Annotated in this window: 14 protein-coding genes; 9 read left to right on the top strand and 5 right to left on the bottom strand. The window is 60.6% G+C overall.

Going from position 1 to position 15,274, the window contains the following annotated elements:
- Positions 1-25 precede the first annotated feature (25 nt).
- Entirely contained in the window at positions 26-1,576 is a 1,551-nt protein-coding gene (locus ACQ4W6_RS06465) for a S1C family serine protease (protein WP_436566361.1), read from the top strand.
- Positions 1,577-1,630: 54 nt separating this feature from the next.
- Here the strand turns inward: ACQ4W6_RS06465 and ACQ4W6_RS06470 are convergent, their stop codons facing one another.
- The 3 genes from ACQ4W6_RS06470 to yjgA form a co-directional block, all read right to left on the bottom strand.
- Positions 1,631-2,299 (bottom strand): alpha/beta hydrolase, encoded by a 669-nt coding sequence (locus ACQ4W6_RS06470; RefSeq protein WP_436566362.1) that lies wholly within the window; start codon positions 2,297-2,299, stop codon positions 1,631-1,633.
- Positions 2,296-2,928, bottom strand: a complete 633-nt coding sequence (gene mog / locus ACQ4W6_RS06475; RefSeq protein WP_436566363.1) for a molybdopterin adenylyltransferase — start codon at positions 2,926-2,928, stop codon at positions 2,296-2,298. Before mog ends, ACQ4W6_RS06470 begins: the two co-directional genes overlap by 4 nt.
- A gap of 89 nt (positions 2,929-3,017) precedes the next feature.
- Positions 3,018-3,617 (bottom strand): ribosome biogenesis factor YjgA, encoded by a 600-nt coding sequence (yjgA, locus tag ACQ4W6_RS06480; RefSeq protein WP_436566364.1) that lies wholly within the window; start codon positions 3,615-3,617, stop codon positions 3,018-3,020.
- Positions 3,618-3,709: 92 nt separating this feature from the next.
- On the opposite strand from yjgA, the gene pmbA reads away from it, so the two are divergent.
- From pmbA to ACQ4W6_RS06495, 3 genes are all read left to right on the top strand, one after another.
- Positions 3,710-5,062, top strand: a complete 1,353-nt coding sequence (gene pmbA, locus ACQ4W6_RS06485; protein WP_436566365.1) for a metalloprotease PmbA — start codon at positions 3,710-3,712, stop codon at positions 5,060-5,062.
- 248 nt (positions 5,063-5,310) lie between these two features.
- Positions 5,311-7,734: a TonB-dependent receptor plug domain-containing protein gene (locus tag ACQ4W6_RS06490; RefSeq protein WP_436566366.1), complete on the top strand. Its 2,424-nt coding sequence runs from the start codon at positions 5,311-5,313 to the stop codon at positions 7,732-7,734.
- 15 nt (positions 7,735-7,749) lie between these two features.
- Entirely contained in the window at positions 7,750-9,075 is a 1,326-nt protein-coding gene (locus ACQ4W6_RS06495; protein WP_436566367.1) for an aminotransferase class V-fold PLP-dependent enzyme, read from the top strand.
- A gap of 51 nt (positions 9,076-9,126) precedes the next feature.
- On the opposite strand, the gene ACQ4W6_RS06500 is transcribed toward ACQ4W6_RS06495, so the two are convergent.
- Positions 9,127-10,251: a M14 family metallopeptidase gene (locus ACQ4W6_RS06500; RefSeq protein WP_436566368.1), complete on the bottom strand. Its 1,125-nt coding sequence runs from the start codon at positions 10,249-10,251 to the stop codon at positions 9,127-9,129.
- 111 nt (positions 10,252-10,362) lie between these two features.
- Entirely contained in the window at positions 10,363-11,292 is a 930-nt protein-coding gene (gene paaX, locus ACQ4W6_RS06505) for a phenylacetic acid degradation operon negative regulatory protein PaaX (RefSeq protein ID WP_436566369.1), read from the bottom strand.
- 223 nt (positions 11,293-11,515) lie between these two features.
- On the opposite strand from paaX, the gene paaA reads away from it, so the two are divergent.
- Genes paaA through paaE form a run of 5 tightly spaced genes read left to right on the top strand, consistent with a single transcriptional unit; the run spans position 11,516 to position 15,237 of the window.
- Entirely contained in the window at positions 11,516-12,505 is a 990-nt protein-coding gene (gene paaA / locus ACQ4W6_RS06510; RefSeq protein ID WP_436566370.1) for a 1,2-phenylacetyl-CoA epoxidase subunit PaaA, read from the top strand.
- Positions 12,506-12,531: 26 nt separating this feature from the next.
- Positions 12,532-12,816 carry a 1,2-phenylacetyl-CoA epoxidase subunit PaaB gene (paaB, locus tag ACQ4W6_RS06515; RefSeq protein ID WP_034746356.1) on the top strand — a complete coding sequence of 95 codons (285 nt, stop codon included), beginning with the start codon at positions 12,532-12,534 and terminating at the stop codon, positions 12,814-12,816.
- Positions 12,817-12,831: 15 nt separating this feature from the next.
- Positions 12,832-13,584, top strand: coding sequence for a 1,2-phenylacetyl-CoA epoxidase subunit PaaC (gene paaC, locus ACQ4W6_RS06520; RefSeq protein ID WP_436566371.1), 753 nt, complete (start codon positions 12,832-12,834; stop codon positions 13,582-13,584).
- Positions 13,584-14,117, top strand: a complete 534-nt coding sequence (gene paaD / locus ACQ4W6_RS06525; protein ID WP_436566372.1) for a 1,2-phenylacetyl-CoA epoxidase subunit PaaD — start codon at positions 13,584-13,586, stop codon at positions 14,115-14,117. Before paaC ends, paaD begins: the two co-directional genes overlap by 1 nt.
- 40 nt (positions 14,118-14,157) lie before the next feature.
- Positions 14,158-15,237 (top strand): 1,2-phenylacetyl-CoA epoxidase subunit PaaE, encoded by a 1,080-nt coding sequence (gene paaE / locus ACQ4W6_RS06530; RefSeq protein WP_436566373.1) that lies wholly within the window; start codon positions 14,158-14,160, stop codon positions 15,235-15,237.
- Positions 15,238-15,274 lie beyond the last annotated feature (37 nt).

Below are 15,274 nucleotides of genomic sequence, written 5' to 3' on the forward strand. Positions count from 1 at the left end.
TTCCCTTCCATTGCCAAAATGCTCAATGAAAACACGTCCTGGTTTCACCCTGATGGGCCGCGCCTTCCTGGCGCTGGCCCTTTCTTTTTGTCCATTGATGACCGTTCGTGCGCTCGCCGCCGATACAGCCGCCAGCGCTTCCGCACTGGAAAACTCCGTCGTCAAGGTGTTTTCCACCCTGCGCGGCCCTGACCCGTACAAGCCCTGGAGCAAGGTCGCGCCGCAAGAGGTGACGGGTTCCGGCGTCGTCATCGAAGGCCACCGCATCCTCACCAACGCGCATGTGGTCGGCTATGCCAGTCAGGTACAGGTGCAGGCCAACGGTTCCGGCGACAAGATCCCGGCCACGGTGCTGGCCATCTCGCGCGGCATGGACCTGGCCTTGCTGAAAATCGACGACGAGCGTTTTTTCGATAGCCATAAACCGGTGCCGCGCGCTAATGTCTTGCCGGACGTGCGCGATGCCGTGCTGGCCTACGGCTATCCGACGGGCGGCACGTCGCTGTCGATCACCAAGGGCATCGTGTCGCGCATCGAGTTCGTGCGCTACAATTTTCCCGTTTCCGGCCTGCGCATCCAGATCGATGCGGCCATCAATCCGGGCAATAGCGGCGGCCCCGTGATCGCCGGCGACAAGATGATCGGCCTGGCCTTTGCCGGCATGCTCAATGCGCAAAGCATCGGCTACATCATTCCCAACGAGGAAATCGAGCTGTTCCTGCGCGACCAGGAGAGCGGCGCAGCCAAGGGCAAGCCCGCCATGCTTGATGTCACGCAAAATCTGGAAAACCCCGCCTTGCGCAGCTATTTGAAGCTTGCCAAGGGTGTCGAGGGCGCCGTGGTAATGACGCCGGCCAGCAACGATGCCGCCTATCCGCTCAAGCAGTGGGACGTCATCACGCATATCGGCGACTTTCCCATCGACAATCAAGCCATGGTCAAGCTGAATGCCAACAGCCGCGTGCGTTTCCAGTACCGCGTGCAGCAACTGGCGAAAAACGGCGTGCTGCCGTTGACGGTGGTGCGCCAGGGCGTGCCGGTGAAAGTGAGCTTGCCCGTCTCGGCTTCGCGTCCGATGCTGATCTCTAGCCTGCAGGGCAACTACCCATCCTATTTCATTTTCGGCCCCATGGTGTTTTCGCGCGCCACCACGGAATTCATGGCGGGGCCGAGCGGCAATGCGGGCGTGCTGGCGGGCATGAGTTTTGCGGGCAATCCGCTGGCGACGCGCCGCGGCGATGCGCCCGATGCCGAGCGCGAGGAACTGGTGGTGATCGCCGCGCCGTTCTTTCCCCACAAGCTGATGAATGGCTACAGCACCCGTTTCTTCTCGGTTGTCGACTCTGTCAATGGCGTGCCTGTGCGCAGCCTGGCGCACCTGGTGGCCTTGCTACGCGACCAGAGCAATGAATTGCTGACCTTCCATTTCCTGCAGCGCGACGCCGAAATGATGGTCGTGCCGCGCAAGGAAATGCTGGCGGCCACGGAATCGGTGCTGACAGACAACGGCATCCGCTCGGAAGCCTCGGCTGACATGCTGAAAATCTGGAATGAAAAAACGCCGGCGAGCAATTAAGCTCCCGGCGTTGCGTTTGACAGCAGGCGTGGCGCACACCGCGCCTGTTTTACATCAGGCCAATACTTTTTTCAGCCACGCGCCGATATCGTCGATCTCTTCCTGGCACAGCGAGTGCTGCATTTGGTACTCATGCCATTCCACCTGGTAGCCCATGCCGGTCAGCAAGTCGCGCGACTGTTGCGCACGGTCAACTGACACCACGGGGTCGGCTGTGCCGTGCGCCATGAAGATCGGTGTTGACAGGCTGGCCGGCGCGCGCTCAAAGGCCGTCTTGTCAGCCAGCGGCAGGTAGCCGGACAGGCACATCAGGCCGGCCAGCGGTTCCGCGTGGCGCAAACCCGTCTGCAGTGTCATGGCGCAGCCTTGCGAGAAGCCAGCCAGGATGATGCGGCTGGCGGGAATGCCGCGCGCCTTTTCGCGGGCGATCAGCGCTTCGATCTGTGCTTGCGAGGCGCGCAAGCCGCTTTCATCTTCGCGGCGCACCAGGTCGTTCTCGCGGATGTCGTACCAGGCGCGCATCACATAGCCGTTGTTGATGGTGACGGGCATGGTGCCTGCGCTGGGGAAGATGAAGCGGATGGCGGGGCAGCCGCGCAGGTCGAGTTCCTTGACCAGTGGCACGAAATCGTTGCCGTCGGCGCCCAGGCCATGCATCCAGATGATGGAGACGGTCGGGTTCGGTGCGCTGTCGAGTACTATGGTTTCCAGCAAGGTGCTCATGTATTTTCCTCAGGTAATGGTTGCGCCGGACGCAGCGCCGATTTGGGACGGAAGGCCTTGCAGATGGCCGGGTCGGTTTCCATGTAGGGGCCACCGATGAGGTCGATACAATACGGCACGGCGGCAAAGATGCCGTTCACCAATTGATTTCCATCAACGTCTTTCAGCCCTTCCAGGGTCTCCTTGATGGCTTTCGGCTGGCCCGGCAGGTTCATGATCAGGGCGGCGCGCTCGGGCGTCTCACGAATCACGGCTACCTGGCGCGACAGGATCGCCGTCGGCACGAATTGCAGGCTGATCTGGCGCATTTGCTCGCCGAAACCGGGCATTTCCTTGGTGCCGACGGACAGGGTCGCGTCCGGCGTTACATCGCGCCGCGCGGGGCCCGTGCCGCCCGTCGTCAGGATCAGGTGGCAATGGTTCAGGTCGACCATGTCGATCAGGGTGTTTTCAATCTGCGAGCGCTCGTCCGGAATCAAACGCTTTTCCAGGCGGAAGGGCGTGCGCAGGGCGCTGGCTAGCCAGCTTTCCAGGGCCGGGATGCCCTGGTCTTCATACACGCCGCCGCTGGCGCGGTCCGAGATCGACACGAGGCCGATAATCAATTCGTCTTCGATGGTGGTGGGCATCTTGCACCTATACAGTCTGGAGTGGCGTAAAAACAATAAAACCGGGATTATCCCGGTTTTTTGTCCATCCTTGCGTTTCGGACGGCGGATTACTCGTCGTCTTCTGCTTCTGCGCCATCTTCGTCAGCATCTTTCTTGCCGCCGTTTTTCTTCTTGGCGATCTCTTTCAAGATCTGGAAGATTTCACGGTAGGCTTTTGGCGGCTTGTTTTCGGCTTGCTCCTTGCGGGCATTGCGGATCAGGGTGCGCAGGTGCTGCACGTCCAGTTCCGGGTTTTCCGACAGCAAGATGGTCAGCGCCTTGTCATCCGTCAACAGCTTGTCGCGGCGGCGCTCCATCGCGTGCATGTTGGCCGTGTCGGCTTTCGACAAGCCTTTCCAGCTATCGATGGTGCGTTGGATGGCGGCAACTTCTTCTTCATCCAGGGTACGCATCTTCTTGCCCACGAACTGCAACTGGCGGCGGCGGCCTTCGTGATCCCGGATCATCTGGCATTCGAGGATGGCTTCGCGCACGTCTTCCGGCATCGGGACGCGCTTGACGCGGTCGCGTGCTTCATTGACGAGTTCTTCCCCCATCTTTTGCAGGACGGTCATCTGGCGCTTGAGTTCCGACTTCGATGGACGTTCATATTCCTGTTCGAATTCGGTGGATTGGAAGCCGCAAGCTCCCCGGTTTGGATTTGGCATGATAAGGCGGGATTGGCCGCGTAGGCCGCACCTGTAAACTGTAAACGACTGCTATGATAACCTTTTTAGCGGCTTTCCGAAGAAAACAGCACATGAACGACTGCGTATTTACCCATAGCCAAGAGCAATTACAGCAACTTGCCCGTGATGTGTTGTCTTTTGCGCGCGATGCCGGCGGCACGGATGCCGCTGTCGAAGTCAGTGTAGGGGGCGGCTTGTCCGTTTCTGTACGGAAAGGCAAGATCGAGACGATCGAGCAAAATAAAGACAAGGGCATGGGCGTGACCGTGTTTGTCGGCAAGAAACGCGGCAATGCCAGTACCTCCGATTTCTCTCCCGCCGCCCTGCGCGCTACGGTGGATGCCGCCTACAATATCGCCCGCTTCACGGCCGAGGACGATTGCGCAGGCCTGGCCGACGCCGACCTGCTGGAAATGGCGCCCCGCGACCTGCAACTGTTCTATCCCTGGATGATTTCCGCAGAGGAAGCCGTCGTGCTGGCCCAGCGCGCCGAAGCGGCCGCCTTTGCCGTCGATCCGCGCATCACGAATAGCGAAGGCGCGGGCGTACACGTGCAGCAATCACATTTCGTTTCCGCCAATTCGCGCGGCTTCATCGGCGGCTACCCGTTTTCGCGCCATACCCTGTCCGTGGCGCCCATCGCCGGCAAGGGCGCCAAGATGCAGCGCGACGACTGGTATTCGTCCGTGCGCGACGCTGCCACAATGTCGAGTCCGGAAGCCATCGGCCGCTATGCCGCCGAGCGCGCCCTGTCGCGTCTGAATGCGCGCAAGTTGGGCACGCGCACCTGTCCCGTACTGTTCGAAGCACCGCTGGCGGCCGGCTTGCTGGGTACCTATGTGCAAGCGACCTCGGGTGGCGCCCTGTACCGCAAGTCCACTTTCTTGCTCGATTCCCTGGGCACGCAAGTGCTGCCCGGTCACCTGCAGATCTTCGAAGACCCGCATGTGATCGGCGGCGTGGGGTCGGCGCCGTTCGATGAAGAAGGCGTGAAAACCGTCAGCCGCGACGTTGTCAAGGATGGCGTGGTGCAAGGTTATTTCCTGTCAACCTACACGGCGCGCAAGCTGGGCATGCAGACGACGGGTAATGCAGGTGGTTCGCACAATCTGTACCTGACGTCGTCCCAGACGGCAGCCACCGACGATTTTGTTGCCATGCTGAAAAAGCTCGGTACGGGCTTGCTGGTGACGGAACTGATGGGGCAGGGCACCAACTACGTCACGGGCGACTATTCGCGTGGCGCCTCCGGCTTCTGGGTGGAAAATGGCGTGATTCAATATCCGGTGGAAGAAATCACCATCGCCGGCAACATGAAAGACATGCTGCGCAATATCGTCGCCATCGGTGCCGACAGGTTGCGCCGCGGCACCAAGGAAACCGGTTCCATCCTCATCGAAAGCATGGTAGTGGCGGGCGGTTGACGAACGCAGTGTTTGTTGCAAATCAAAGGCGCCGCTGGCGCCTTTTTTCATGGCCATGTGGTTTATCGCTTCTTGCTCTGATCGTCATACGCAGGAAATATTGCCTTCGTATGATGTCGCCATCTGACATTATTTGCATAAATTAAATGCTTTTAATGTAAGTAAGCCGAACTTCGTGATATTTCATGCAATATTCAAATTTTGCAGCATGCGCGTCGTTGTTGATCCAACCTGCATAGTGACTCTCCATGACCTACTCCCGTACCCGCATCGCCCGCGCGGTGGCCCTGCTGTGTGCCATGAACGCCGTGTTCGCCAGCCAAGTGTATGCTGACAATCAAGCCCATGGCGATGCGCCAGCCGCCCCAGTTTCCGCCAGTGCAACCCTTGAGGCGCCGCAAGCGGTGATCGTCACCGGCACGCGCGGCAGCAACCGCACCCAGTTCGACACCATGTCGCCCGTGGATGTATTCAACCGCGAAGATATCGGCGCCGTCGAATCCTCGGACTTGAACGATGTGCTGGCGCAACTCGTACCCTCGTATGTGGTGCAGCGTTTGCCGATGGCTGACGGGCAAGTTTTCGTGCGTCCCGCCACCCTGCGCGGCCTGTCGCCGGACCAGACCCTGGTGCTGGTCAATGGCAAGCGCTTTCACCGCAGCGCCTTGCTCGGTGCGCGCGGCGCCCAGGCGGCCGACCTGGCGCAGATACCCGTGTCCGCCATCAAGCGCATCGAAGTGCTGCGCGACGGTGCCTCGGCCCAGTACGGCTCCGACGCGATTGCCGGCGTGATCAACATCATCCTCGACGACACGCCGGGTACGGAAATTTCCGTGCACCACTCGCAATACTCGGAAGGCGACGGCAAGGGCAACGAGCTCAATCTGAAAACAGGTTTTGCGTTTGGCGAGACGGGCAAGGCAACGATTTTTGGCGCACTGGCTAAGTCAGATCCCACCTCGCGCACGCGCCAGCGGGCCGACGCGATTGCTTTCCAGCAAGCTCACCCGGAACTGAAGGTGCCCAATCCCGTGCAGCGCTGGGGCCAGCCTGAACAGGGTAGCAAGCGCGTGGGCTTCAATGCCAGCATGGCGCTGTCCGACACCATGGACGTGTATGGTTTCGGCCTGTTCAGCCGTAGCGACGGCACCTCGGACTTCAACTGGCGCAATCCCGACACCAGCACGGGCGCGTATAAAACAAGCAGCCTGTTCCCTGGCTGGGATTTGCGCAGCCTCTACCCGCTCGGCTTCAGCCCCAGCTATTCAAACGAGCAGGACGACTTGCAGGTGGTGGCCGGCGTGCGCGGCCACTTCAACGAGCTCTTCGGCTGGGACGTGAGCGCTTCCTACGGCCGCAACCGCATCGATTACAACTTGGCAAACTCCATCAACGCCTCGATGGGCCCGGGCAGCCCGACAGCGTTCTACCTGGGTCAGCTGTCGCAGGTGGAAAAGATTCTTAATGCCAACTTCAATTATGAATTGCCCGTGGCGTCCCTGCCGCAGCCCGTCAATATCGCCTTTGGCGCGGAAGCGCGCAATGAAACCTATGGCGTGAAGGCGGGCGATGCGGCGTCCTACACGGTGGGGCCGGGCGCGGCCATCGGCCTCGATGCGAACGCCAACGGCGCACCCGGTTTCAGCGACCGCCAGGCGGGCAGCTGGGGTCAGGACAGCTATGCCGCCTACCTTGACGTGGAAGTGCCGCTGAGCCGCGCCTGGAGCCTGGGCGGCGCGGCCCGCTATGAGCATTTCTCGGAATTTGGCAGCACGGTCAACGGAAAATTGTCGGCCCGCTATGCCCTGAGCGAGGATGTGGCCTTGCGTGGCTCCTATTCGACGGGTTTTCGCGCGCCAACACCTGGCCAGTCCAATACCAACAGCACCAACCAGGGCTTGGACACCAAGACCCTGCTGTTGTTTACCAGTGGCCGCCTGGCCAACAACGATCCGCTGGCCCTGCTGCTGGGCGCCCAGCCCTTGAAACCGGAAAAATCGAAAAACCTGTCGCTGGGTTTTACGTGGAAGACAGGGGCTGGTTTCTCTGGCTCCGTCGACGTGTATGACATCAAGGTCAGCGACCGATTCAGCACCTCGGCCGCGTTCGCCATACCGGCCGGCGTGGCCAATCCGCTGCGCTACACCTCCGTCAGCTATTTCACGAACGATTTCGACACCAGTACGCGCGGCATCGATATCGTCGGCAGCCACCTGAGCCGCATCGGCGACGGCAAGCTGAATGTGACGCTGGCCTACAACTACAACACGACGAAGGTTGATGGCGGCAATTCCAGCCTGGTGACGAACCCGGCCCAGCGCCAGGTCTTCGAGGAACGCTTGCCGCGCCAGAAGGCCACCATCAGCGGCAACTATGATCTTGGCAACTGGAATACCCTGGCCCGCGTGCGCTACTATGGCGCGTGGACGGATAGTTCCGGCAACGCCACTGGCGACATCTTCCAGCGCTTTGGCGCCATGCAATTTCTCGACCTGGCCGCCAGCTACAAGATCAGCGACAAGCAGTCGCTGCGCGTGGGTGTCGATAATGTGCTGGATAAATATCCCGATGAAGCAAGCTTCCAGGCCAGTCGCGGCTTGATTTATTCGCGTAACGCGCCGTACGACACGGATGGCCGCAACTTGTACGTCGAGTACAAAGTGAAATTTTAAGGGGTAACTTTGAAGATGAATCCACAACGCCGCGCCCTGTTGTGCGCGGGTTCGCTGGCGGCGGCGCTGCCTTTTTCTGCCAGCGCTGCTGGCGCCGCGCCGCTGGCGGCCGCTGTCTTGCCACCGCTGCCCAAGGTTCCGGCCGGCACCACGCCGGAAATGCTGGCCACGGACCAGGCTTACTGGCAGGCTGTCGCCGCGCAATATGACACCACCGATGCTGTCGTACAGTTGGATAACGCCTTCTGGGGCTCGATGGCCCGGCCCGTGCTGGCCCACTATGAGCAGCAATTGTCCATGGTCAATCGCGACAATGCTTGGTATGCGCGCATGCGCTTTCCTGCCGACTTCGAAGCGGCACGCGGGGCGGCAGCCAGGGCGCTGGGCGTGGCGGTCGATGAAATCGTCCTGACGCGGGGCGCCACGGAGGCGCTGCAAGTGCTGATCGCCGGCTACAACCGCCTGCAGTCCGGTGACACGGTGCTGTATGCGGACATCGATTACGACAATATGATCACCGTCACGCGCTGGCTGCAGCAGCGGCGTGGCGCCGAGGTGGTGTCCATTGCCATACCGGAACCTTTTACGCATGACAATGTGATCGCCGCCTATGTTGCCGCCATGGAGCGCCATCCGAAGCTGAAACTGATGCTGCTGACGCACGTGAACCACCGCAATGGCATGGTCTTGCCGGTGGCCGAGATCAGCCGCCTGGCGCGCGCGAGGGGTATTGATGTGATCGTCGATACGGCGCATGGTTTTGGCCAGCTGGACATGACCATTCCCGACCTGCAAGCGGACTTCGCCGGCATCAACCTGCATAAATGGATAGGCGCGCCCGTGGGCGTGGGCGCCGCCTACATCAAGCGGGGCAGGGTGGCCGATATCGACCCGTATATGGGTGAACAGCGGGGAGAAAAGGGGAACGAGGACATCCGCACGCGCGTGCACACGGGCACGGTCAATTTCGCCGCCTACCTGAGCTTGCCCACGGCGCTGGACTTGCACGCGCACATCGGCGTGGCCAACAAGCAGGCGCGGCTGCGGCTGCTGCGCAACCGCTGGGTGGAGGCGGCGCGCGGCATCGACGGCATCGAAGTGCTGGCCTCCAGCGATCCACGCCTGGCGAGCGCCATCGCTTCGTTTCGCCTGAAGGGCAAGGCGAGCGTGGCCGACAATTTTGCCTTGTCGAAAAAGTTGGTGCAGGAACACGGTATCTTCGCCGTGCCGCGCGACGGTCTCGCTTCCGGCGCGTGCGTGCGCGTGACGCCAGGCATCTTTACGCCCGAGTCGCATCTGGACCGGCTGGTGGACGCCCTGCGCCAGGTAGCCAGGCGATAAGAGAGGGGGCGGCCCGATCCGCAAGGGCGGGCCGCGTTACTGCAATGAAACTTAAGCGCGCAGGGTGGCCAGGATAGGCTGCAACACGGCGGCGCCCAGGGCGGCGCTGCGGGCACCACTCCAGCCTGTTTGCGGGTCGGGATCGTTGGCGTTGTCCTTGAACGGCAGTTCCAGGGTCAGCGACAGGCAGCCGAAGGCGTGCGTGATGTGGGGCGAGCCCATGGTCAGCACTTCCGGCGTGAACGGGCCGTCTTCATAGCCGTACACATCCTGGAAGTCGGGGCTGGCTACCTTGAAGTCCGCGATGAAGCGGTCTTGTTCGGCCTTTTGTTCTGCAGTGAAATTTTCCAGTGCGTCGCTGCCGGCCACAAATACGTACGGCAAGCCTTCGTCGCCATGCACGTCGAGGAACAGGTCACAGCCGATTTCATGCATCTTCTGTTTCACCAGGAACACTTCCGGGCTACGTTCCATCGTCGGCGTCATCCATTCGCGGTTCAGGTTGGCGCCTGCCGCGTTGGTGCGCAGGTTGCCATGCACGGAACCGTCCGGGTTCATGTTCGGCACCACGTAGAAGACGGCGTCTTGCAGGCACTGGCGGGCAAACGGATTGGCCTGGTCCAGCAGCGCTTCGAGCATGCCTTCGACAAACCATTCGGCCATCGTTTCGCCCGGGTGTTGACGCGCGATGACCCAGACTTTCTTCTCGGCATCGGCGTCACCCACCACCAGCACATTCATGTCGCGTCCTTCGACGGTGCTGCCCAGGTCTAGCAGACGCACCAGCGGCGACGCCTGCGCGCTGTCGATCAGGGCCAGGTGGCGGTCCCATGGATAGGGTTCGAAGTAGGCGTAGTACACGCTTTCTTCTTCCGGCGTATGTTCGATGGTCATCACCGTGCCGTCATAACTGGTCGGCACGCGGAACCAGGTTTCGCGGTCGTAGCTGGCGACAGCCTGGTAGTCTTTCCAGCCGTCCGGGTAGGCCGACTTGCCTGCATTCATGAAGCGGATCGTGCACGCCTCGCCTTGCGCGCCTTGCAGGCGGAAGTAAAACCACTGCGTGATGTCGGCGTGGGAATCCTTGCGGATGTTCAGCTCGATGGAGTGGGCATCGTCGGCGCGCAGCACCTCGATCGCGCCGGCGTCGAATTGCTGGCTGATTTTAATGGTCATGAGTGTTCCTGATAAAAACAAGTGAGGTTTGCATCGTGTGCAATGGCGCGATGATACCTGTTTTACCTGGAGTGTACGACCAGGCACTGCAAGGTCGCCATGGACTTTTCTTCAGGTATTGAGGCCGCCGAAGCGTTCAAAGAACCACGGCTCCACATCCGCTGCCTGCGCATCCTCGCGCCGCAAGGTGGCCAGGATATGTTCGTCGGCCGCCGCATAGGTAATGCGGTACAGGTCGCGCGCCAGTGCGTATGCTTGCGTGCCGGGCCAGGGTTCGGGCAGCAGCTCGACGGGCAGTTGCGGGTCGTGCAATTGTACGCGGCGGTAGGCGTGCGTCAGCAGCGAGCGGATGACGAACGCCTGTTCGGCGTCAAACACGGGCTCTTCCTGCAGCAAAGTCAGCAGTGGCTGGAAACTGGCGATGAATTTCTCATAGCCGGCCATCACTTCCGATAAATCCCAGCATTCGCCCACCATGTCGCGCAGCGGGCGCGTATTGACGCCCGGCAATTCCGTGGTATGGCAGACATACAGCTTGCCCTGCACCTCGTTGCGCACGAGGATATCTTCCAGTGTTTCGGCATTGCTGGCCGGGTGGCCGAAGATGCCGGGTGCAATCAATCCATAGCCGGCCCACAACAGTTCCTTGCGCAGTGCGCCCCGTTCGACCGCGCCGATGCTGCCGGCCGGCCCGATGACCAGCGTCCAGCTGCCATCCCAATGCACGACCAGCGGCGCATAGATGCGGCGGTAGGCGCGTTCGAAGCGGGCCAGCGCATCCGGACGTATCGTGTAGGCGCTGCGGCGGCCATCCCTTTGCGAGCTGAGCCAGCCTTCCTGTGCCAGGCGGAATACGCTGGTGCGCAGCAAGCGGTCGTTCACGCCAAACGGCGCCAGCAGTTCGATCAGGCTGCCCAGCCAGATGGCGCCGCCGCGCGGCACGATGGCATCGCCAAAAATCGTCATCACCAGGGACTTCGAGCGCGGTGGGTCGCTTTCCAGGAATGCGGCTATCCATGCCATGCAGCGGGTGTTCTTCATGTGGTCCTGGTCTGGCCGTATTGGTCGTTTCAATAAAAGCAGCAGTTTACTTTGCCATGCGTCGTGGCGTGGACTATTTTTCACATCATACCTCCGCAAAAGGCGCATAAGATACGAATTTTTAAAATGATTCACATCAAGTGTATGCAAATAGTTTTTTGTATCGTATTATCTGTTCATCGCACTGCGCTGCTGCGCAAATCAACGACATGGGAGACACATCATGTACGCACAAATGGTTGAAACCGGCCTCAAGAACGTTCGTTCCATCGATGACATGGGGCAGGAAGAACGTGCTTTCCAGGCGCGCATCGACGAAGGCATCAAGATCGAGGCCAAGGACTGGATGCCGGATGCCTACCGCAAGACCCTGATACGCCAGATTTCGCAGCATGCGCATTCGGAAATCGTCGGCCAGTTGCCCGAAGGTAACTGGGTTACGCGCGCCCCTACCCTCAAGCGCAAATCGATTTTGCTGGCCAAGATCCAGGACGAAGCGGGCCATGGCCTGTACCTGTATAGCGCCGCCGAAACCCTGGGCGTGTCGCGCGACGAACTGCTCGCTGCCTTGCACTCGGGCAAAGCCAAGTATTCCAGCATCTTCAACTATCCCACCCTGTCGTGGGCCGATATGGGCGCCATCGGCTGGCTGGTCGATGGTTCAGCCATCATCAACCAGATTCCCCTGTGCCGCTGCTCGTATGGTCCGTATGCACGCGCCATGATCCGCGTCTGCAAGGAAGAGTCGTTCCATGCGCGCCAGGGCTACGACATCATGATGTCGCTGTGCAAGGGCACGCCGGCTCAAAAAGCCATGGCGCAAGATGCGCTGAACCGCTGGTGGTGGCCGTCGCTGATGATGTTCGGGCCGTCCGACGCCGCCTCTGTCAACAGCGCCCAATCGGCGCAATGGCGCATCAAGCTGTTTTCGAACGATGAATTGCGCCAGCGCATGGTCGACCAGAGCGTGCCGCAAATCGAATACCTAGGCTTGAGCGTGCCCGATCCCGACCTGAAATTGAATGCCGAAACGGGCCATTACGAGTTTGGCGAGATCGACTGGTCCGAGTTCAACAACGTCTTGAAGGGCAATGGACCGTGCAACCGCGAACGTTTGCAAACGCGCGTCAAGGCGTATGAAGATGGCGCATGGTTCCGCGACGCTTTGCTTGCCTATGCAGATAAACAAGCCGATCTCAAAGCGGCAGCCTGAGCATACATAATGATAGGGAGAGCAACATGAGCAAAGAATGGCCATTGTGGGAAGTTTTCATCCGCAGCCAGCACGGCCTGGCGCACAAGCATGTGGGCAGCCTGCACGCCTCCGACGCCACCATGGCAGTCAATCATGCGCGCGACGTCTACACGCGCCGCAATGAAGGCGTGAGCATTTGGGTGGTGCGCGCGGCCGATATCGTCGCCAGCAGCCCCGGCGACAAGGGCGCGCTGTTCGAACCGTCGAACAGCAAGGTGTACCGCCACCCCACCTTCTTCCCGATGCCGGAAGAAGTCAAGAACCTGTGATGCGGAGACTCTGCAATGGATGACAAGGTTAATTACCTCCTGCGCCTCGGCGACAACGCCCTGATCCTCAGCCAGCAGCTGTCGCAGCTGTGCGGCAAGGGGCCGGCGCTGGAAGAAGACATGGCGCTGACCAACGTCGCGCTCGATTTGCTGGGCCAGACGCGCTTGTGGTTCAGCTATGCGGCCGAACTGGAAAACGCGGGCCGCGACGAAGACGACATCGCCTTCATGCGCGACGCCCACGACTTCAAGAACTGCCTGCTGCTCGAGCAGCCAAACGGCAATTACGCCGACACCATGGTGCGCCAGTTCTTCTTCGACACCTGGCACTACTTCCAGCTGCTGGAGTTAGCCAAGTGCGGCGATGCGCGCATCGTCGAAGTGGCGCAAAAGTCGATCAAGGAAGTCACGTATCACCTGCGCCGCAGCGGCGATTTGATCGTGCGCCTGGGCGACGGCACGGCGGACAGCCATGCGAAAACGCAGGCCGCGGCCGATGCGCTGTGGATGTACACGGGCGAGATGTTCAAGTACGACGCCGTCGACCAGGCCATGCTTGCCGCCGGCATCGCGCCGCCGTCCGACATCCTGCGACAGGCTTTCCTGGAGCACGTGGCCGAGATCTTCGCCGAAGCTACCCTTGTCATGCCGGCGCCCGACGCCTGGATGCAAAAGGGCGGCAAGCAGGGCACGCACACGGAGCACCTGGGTTTCATCCTGGCCGAGATGCAGTTCCTGCAACGCGCCTATCCCGGCTCGGAGTGGTAATGAATGCCGCCGCTGGTGCTGCCGCGCTGGACGCCGCCCAGGTCTGGGCCTGGCTCGGTGATGTGCCAGACCCGGAAATTCCCGTTATTTCGGTGGTGGACCTGGGCATCGTGCGCGCCGTCGATGTGGTCGCTGACGATGAATGCATCGTGACGATCACGCCCACCTATTCGGGCTGCCCCGCCATGCAGGTGATCGCCGACGCCGTCACGGATGCCTTGCGCAGCCATGGCGTGGCCAAGGTCAGGCTGGTGAACCAGTTGTCGCCCGCCTGGACCACGGACTGGATGAGCGAAGCGGGCAAGGCCAAGCTGAAAGGCTATGGCATCGCCCCGCCGCAGCAGCAGGTGATCGACATCAGTGGTTTGCATGGAGGAGTCAAGCGCCAGGTAATGCCCAAGCTGGACGTGATCTGCCCGAACTGCGGCTCGACGCATACGCAGCTGACCAGCCAGTTCGGTTCCACGCCGTGCAAGGCCCTGTACAAGTGTCTCGATTGCCGCGAACCGTTTGATTACTTCAAGTGCCACTAAAAAAAACAGGCACACGTTCCGAAGAAACTGGAGATGAAGCATGAGTAAATTTTATCCGCTGTCCGTGTCGAACGTGCGCAATGAAACGCGCGACACCATCGCCGTCACGTTCGCCGTACCGGCCGAACTGGAGCAGCAGTTCCGCTTCCAGCAGGGCCAGCACCTGACCCTGCGCGCCAATATCAATGCGCAAGATGTGCGCCGCTCGTATTCCATCTGTTCAGCGGTGCAGGACGGCACCCTGCGCGTGGCCATCAAACGCACGCCGGGCGGCGCTTTTTCCACCTGGGCGAATGACACGTTAAAAGCTGGCGCCACTATCGAGGTGATGCCGCCCATGGGCCACTTCAATGTGCCGCTCGACTGCGTCAACCGCAAGCATTATTTGGCTTTTGCTGCAGGCAGTGGCATCACGCCCATCCTCTCCATCATCAAGACTACCCTGCTGGCGGAACCATTGAGCCGCTTCACGCTGTTCTACGGTAACCGCGCCTCGTCGTCCGTCATCTTCAAGGAAGAATTGACGGACTTGAAGGACGTGTACCTGGAGCGCCTGAACCTGGTGTACGTCATGAGCCGCGAGCAGCAGGATATCGAATTGTTCAACGGCCGCATCACGCAGGAAAAATGTGAACAGTTTTTGCAGCACTGGATCAAGATCGAAGACTACGACAACGCCTTCATCTGCGGCCCGGAAGACATGATGCTGGGTGTCTCCGCTGCCCTGCAGGCGGCCGGCATGCCCAAGCAGAATATCAAGATCGAACTGTTCGCCGCCAGCATTCCGAAAAACGCCCACAAGCCGCGCGCCCAACTGGATGCAGGCGCCGTGCAGGAAACGGAAGTGACGGTCATCCTGGACGGTAGCCACACGACGTTCATGATGGACAAGGACAAGGAATCCATCCTCGACGCGGGCCTGCGCTGTGGGCTAGACATGCGCTACTCGTGCAAGGGCGGCGTGTGCTCCACCTGCCGCTGCAAGATCCTCGACGGCAAAGTCGAGATGGACGTCAACTACGCGCTGGAAGACTACGAAGTGGCGCGCGGTTTCGTCCTCAGTTGCCAGAGCTTTCCGCTGACCGACAAGGTGGTGGTCGACTTCGACCAGGCTGAATAATTCCGGCCCGGGCCATTCTGTGCATACCAACTAAAAA

It is taken from the genome of Janthinobacterium woesei (assembly GCF_051380875.1).
GTDB lineage: Bacteria > Pseudomonadota > Gammaproteobacteria > Burkholderiales > Burkholderiaceae_D > Janthinobacterium.

What these genes read in the sequence shown, in the direction of transcription:
- ACQ4W6_RS06465 (WP_436566361.1), top strand. Translation starts at nt 26, where the DNA reads ATGAAAACACGTCCTGGTTTCACCCTGATGGGCCGCGCCTTCCTGGCG.
- ACQ4W6_RS06470 (WP_436566362.1), bottom strand. Translation starts at nt 2,299, where the DNA reads ATGAGCACCTTGCTGGAAACCATAGTACTCGACAGCGCACCGAACCCG.
- mog (WP_436566363.1), bottom strand. Translation starts at nt 2,928, where the DNA reads ATGCCCACCACCATCGAAGACGAATTGATTATCGGCCTCGTGTCGATC.
- yjgA (WP_436566364.1), bottom strand. Translation starts at nt 3,617, where the DNA reads ATGCCAAATCCAAACCGGGGAGCTTGCGGCTTCCAATCCACCGAATTC.
- pmbA (WP_436566365.1), top strand. Translation starts at nt 3,710, where the DNA reads ATGAACGACTGCGTATTTACCCATAGCCAAGAGCAATTACAGCAACTT.
- ACQ4W6_RS06490 (WP_436566366.1), top strand. Translation starts at nt 5,311, where the DNA reads ATGACCTACTCCCGTACCCGCATCGCCCGCGCGGTGGCCCTGCTGTGT.
- ACQ4W6_RS06495 (WP_436566367.1), top strand. Translation starts at nt 7,750, where the DNA reads ATGAATCCACAACGCCGCGCCCTGTTGTGCGCGGGTTCGCTGGCGGCG.
- ACQ4W6_RS06500 (WP_436566368.1), bottom strand. Translation starts at nt 10,251, where the DNA reads ATGACCATTAAAATCAGCCAGCAATTCGACGCCGGCGCGATCGAGGTG.
- paaX (WP_436566369.1), bottom strand. Translation starts at nt 11,292, where the DNA reads ATGAAGAACACCCGCTGCATGGCATGGATAGCCGCATTCCTGGAAAGC.
- paaA (WP_436566370.1), top strand. Translation starts at nt 11,516, where the DNA reads ATGTACGCACAAATGGTTGAAACCGGCCTCAAGAACGTTCGTTCCATC.
- paaB (WP_034746356.1), top strand. Translation starts at nt 12,532, where the DNA reads ATGAGCAAAGAATGGCCATTGTGGGAAGTTTTCATCCGCAGCCAGCAC.
- paaC (WP_436566371.1), top strand. Translation starts at nt 12,832, where the DNA reads ATGGATGACAAGGTTAATTACCTCCTGCGCCTCGGCGACAACGCCCTG.
- paaD (WP_436566372.1), top strand. Translation starts at nt 13,584, where the DNA reads ATGAATGCCGCCGCTGGTGCTGCCGCGCTGGACGCCGCCCAGGTCTGG.
- paaE (WP_436566373.1), top strand. Translation starts at nt 14,158, where the DNA reads ATGAGTAAATTTTATCCGCTGTCCGTGTCGAACGTGCGCAATGAAACG.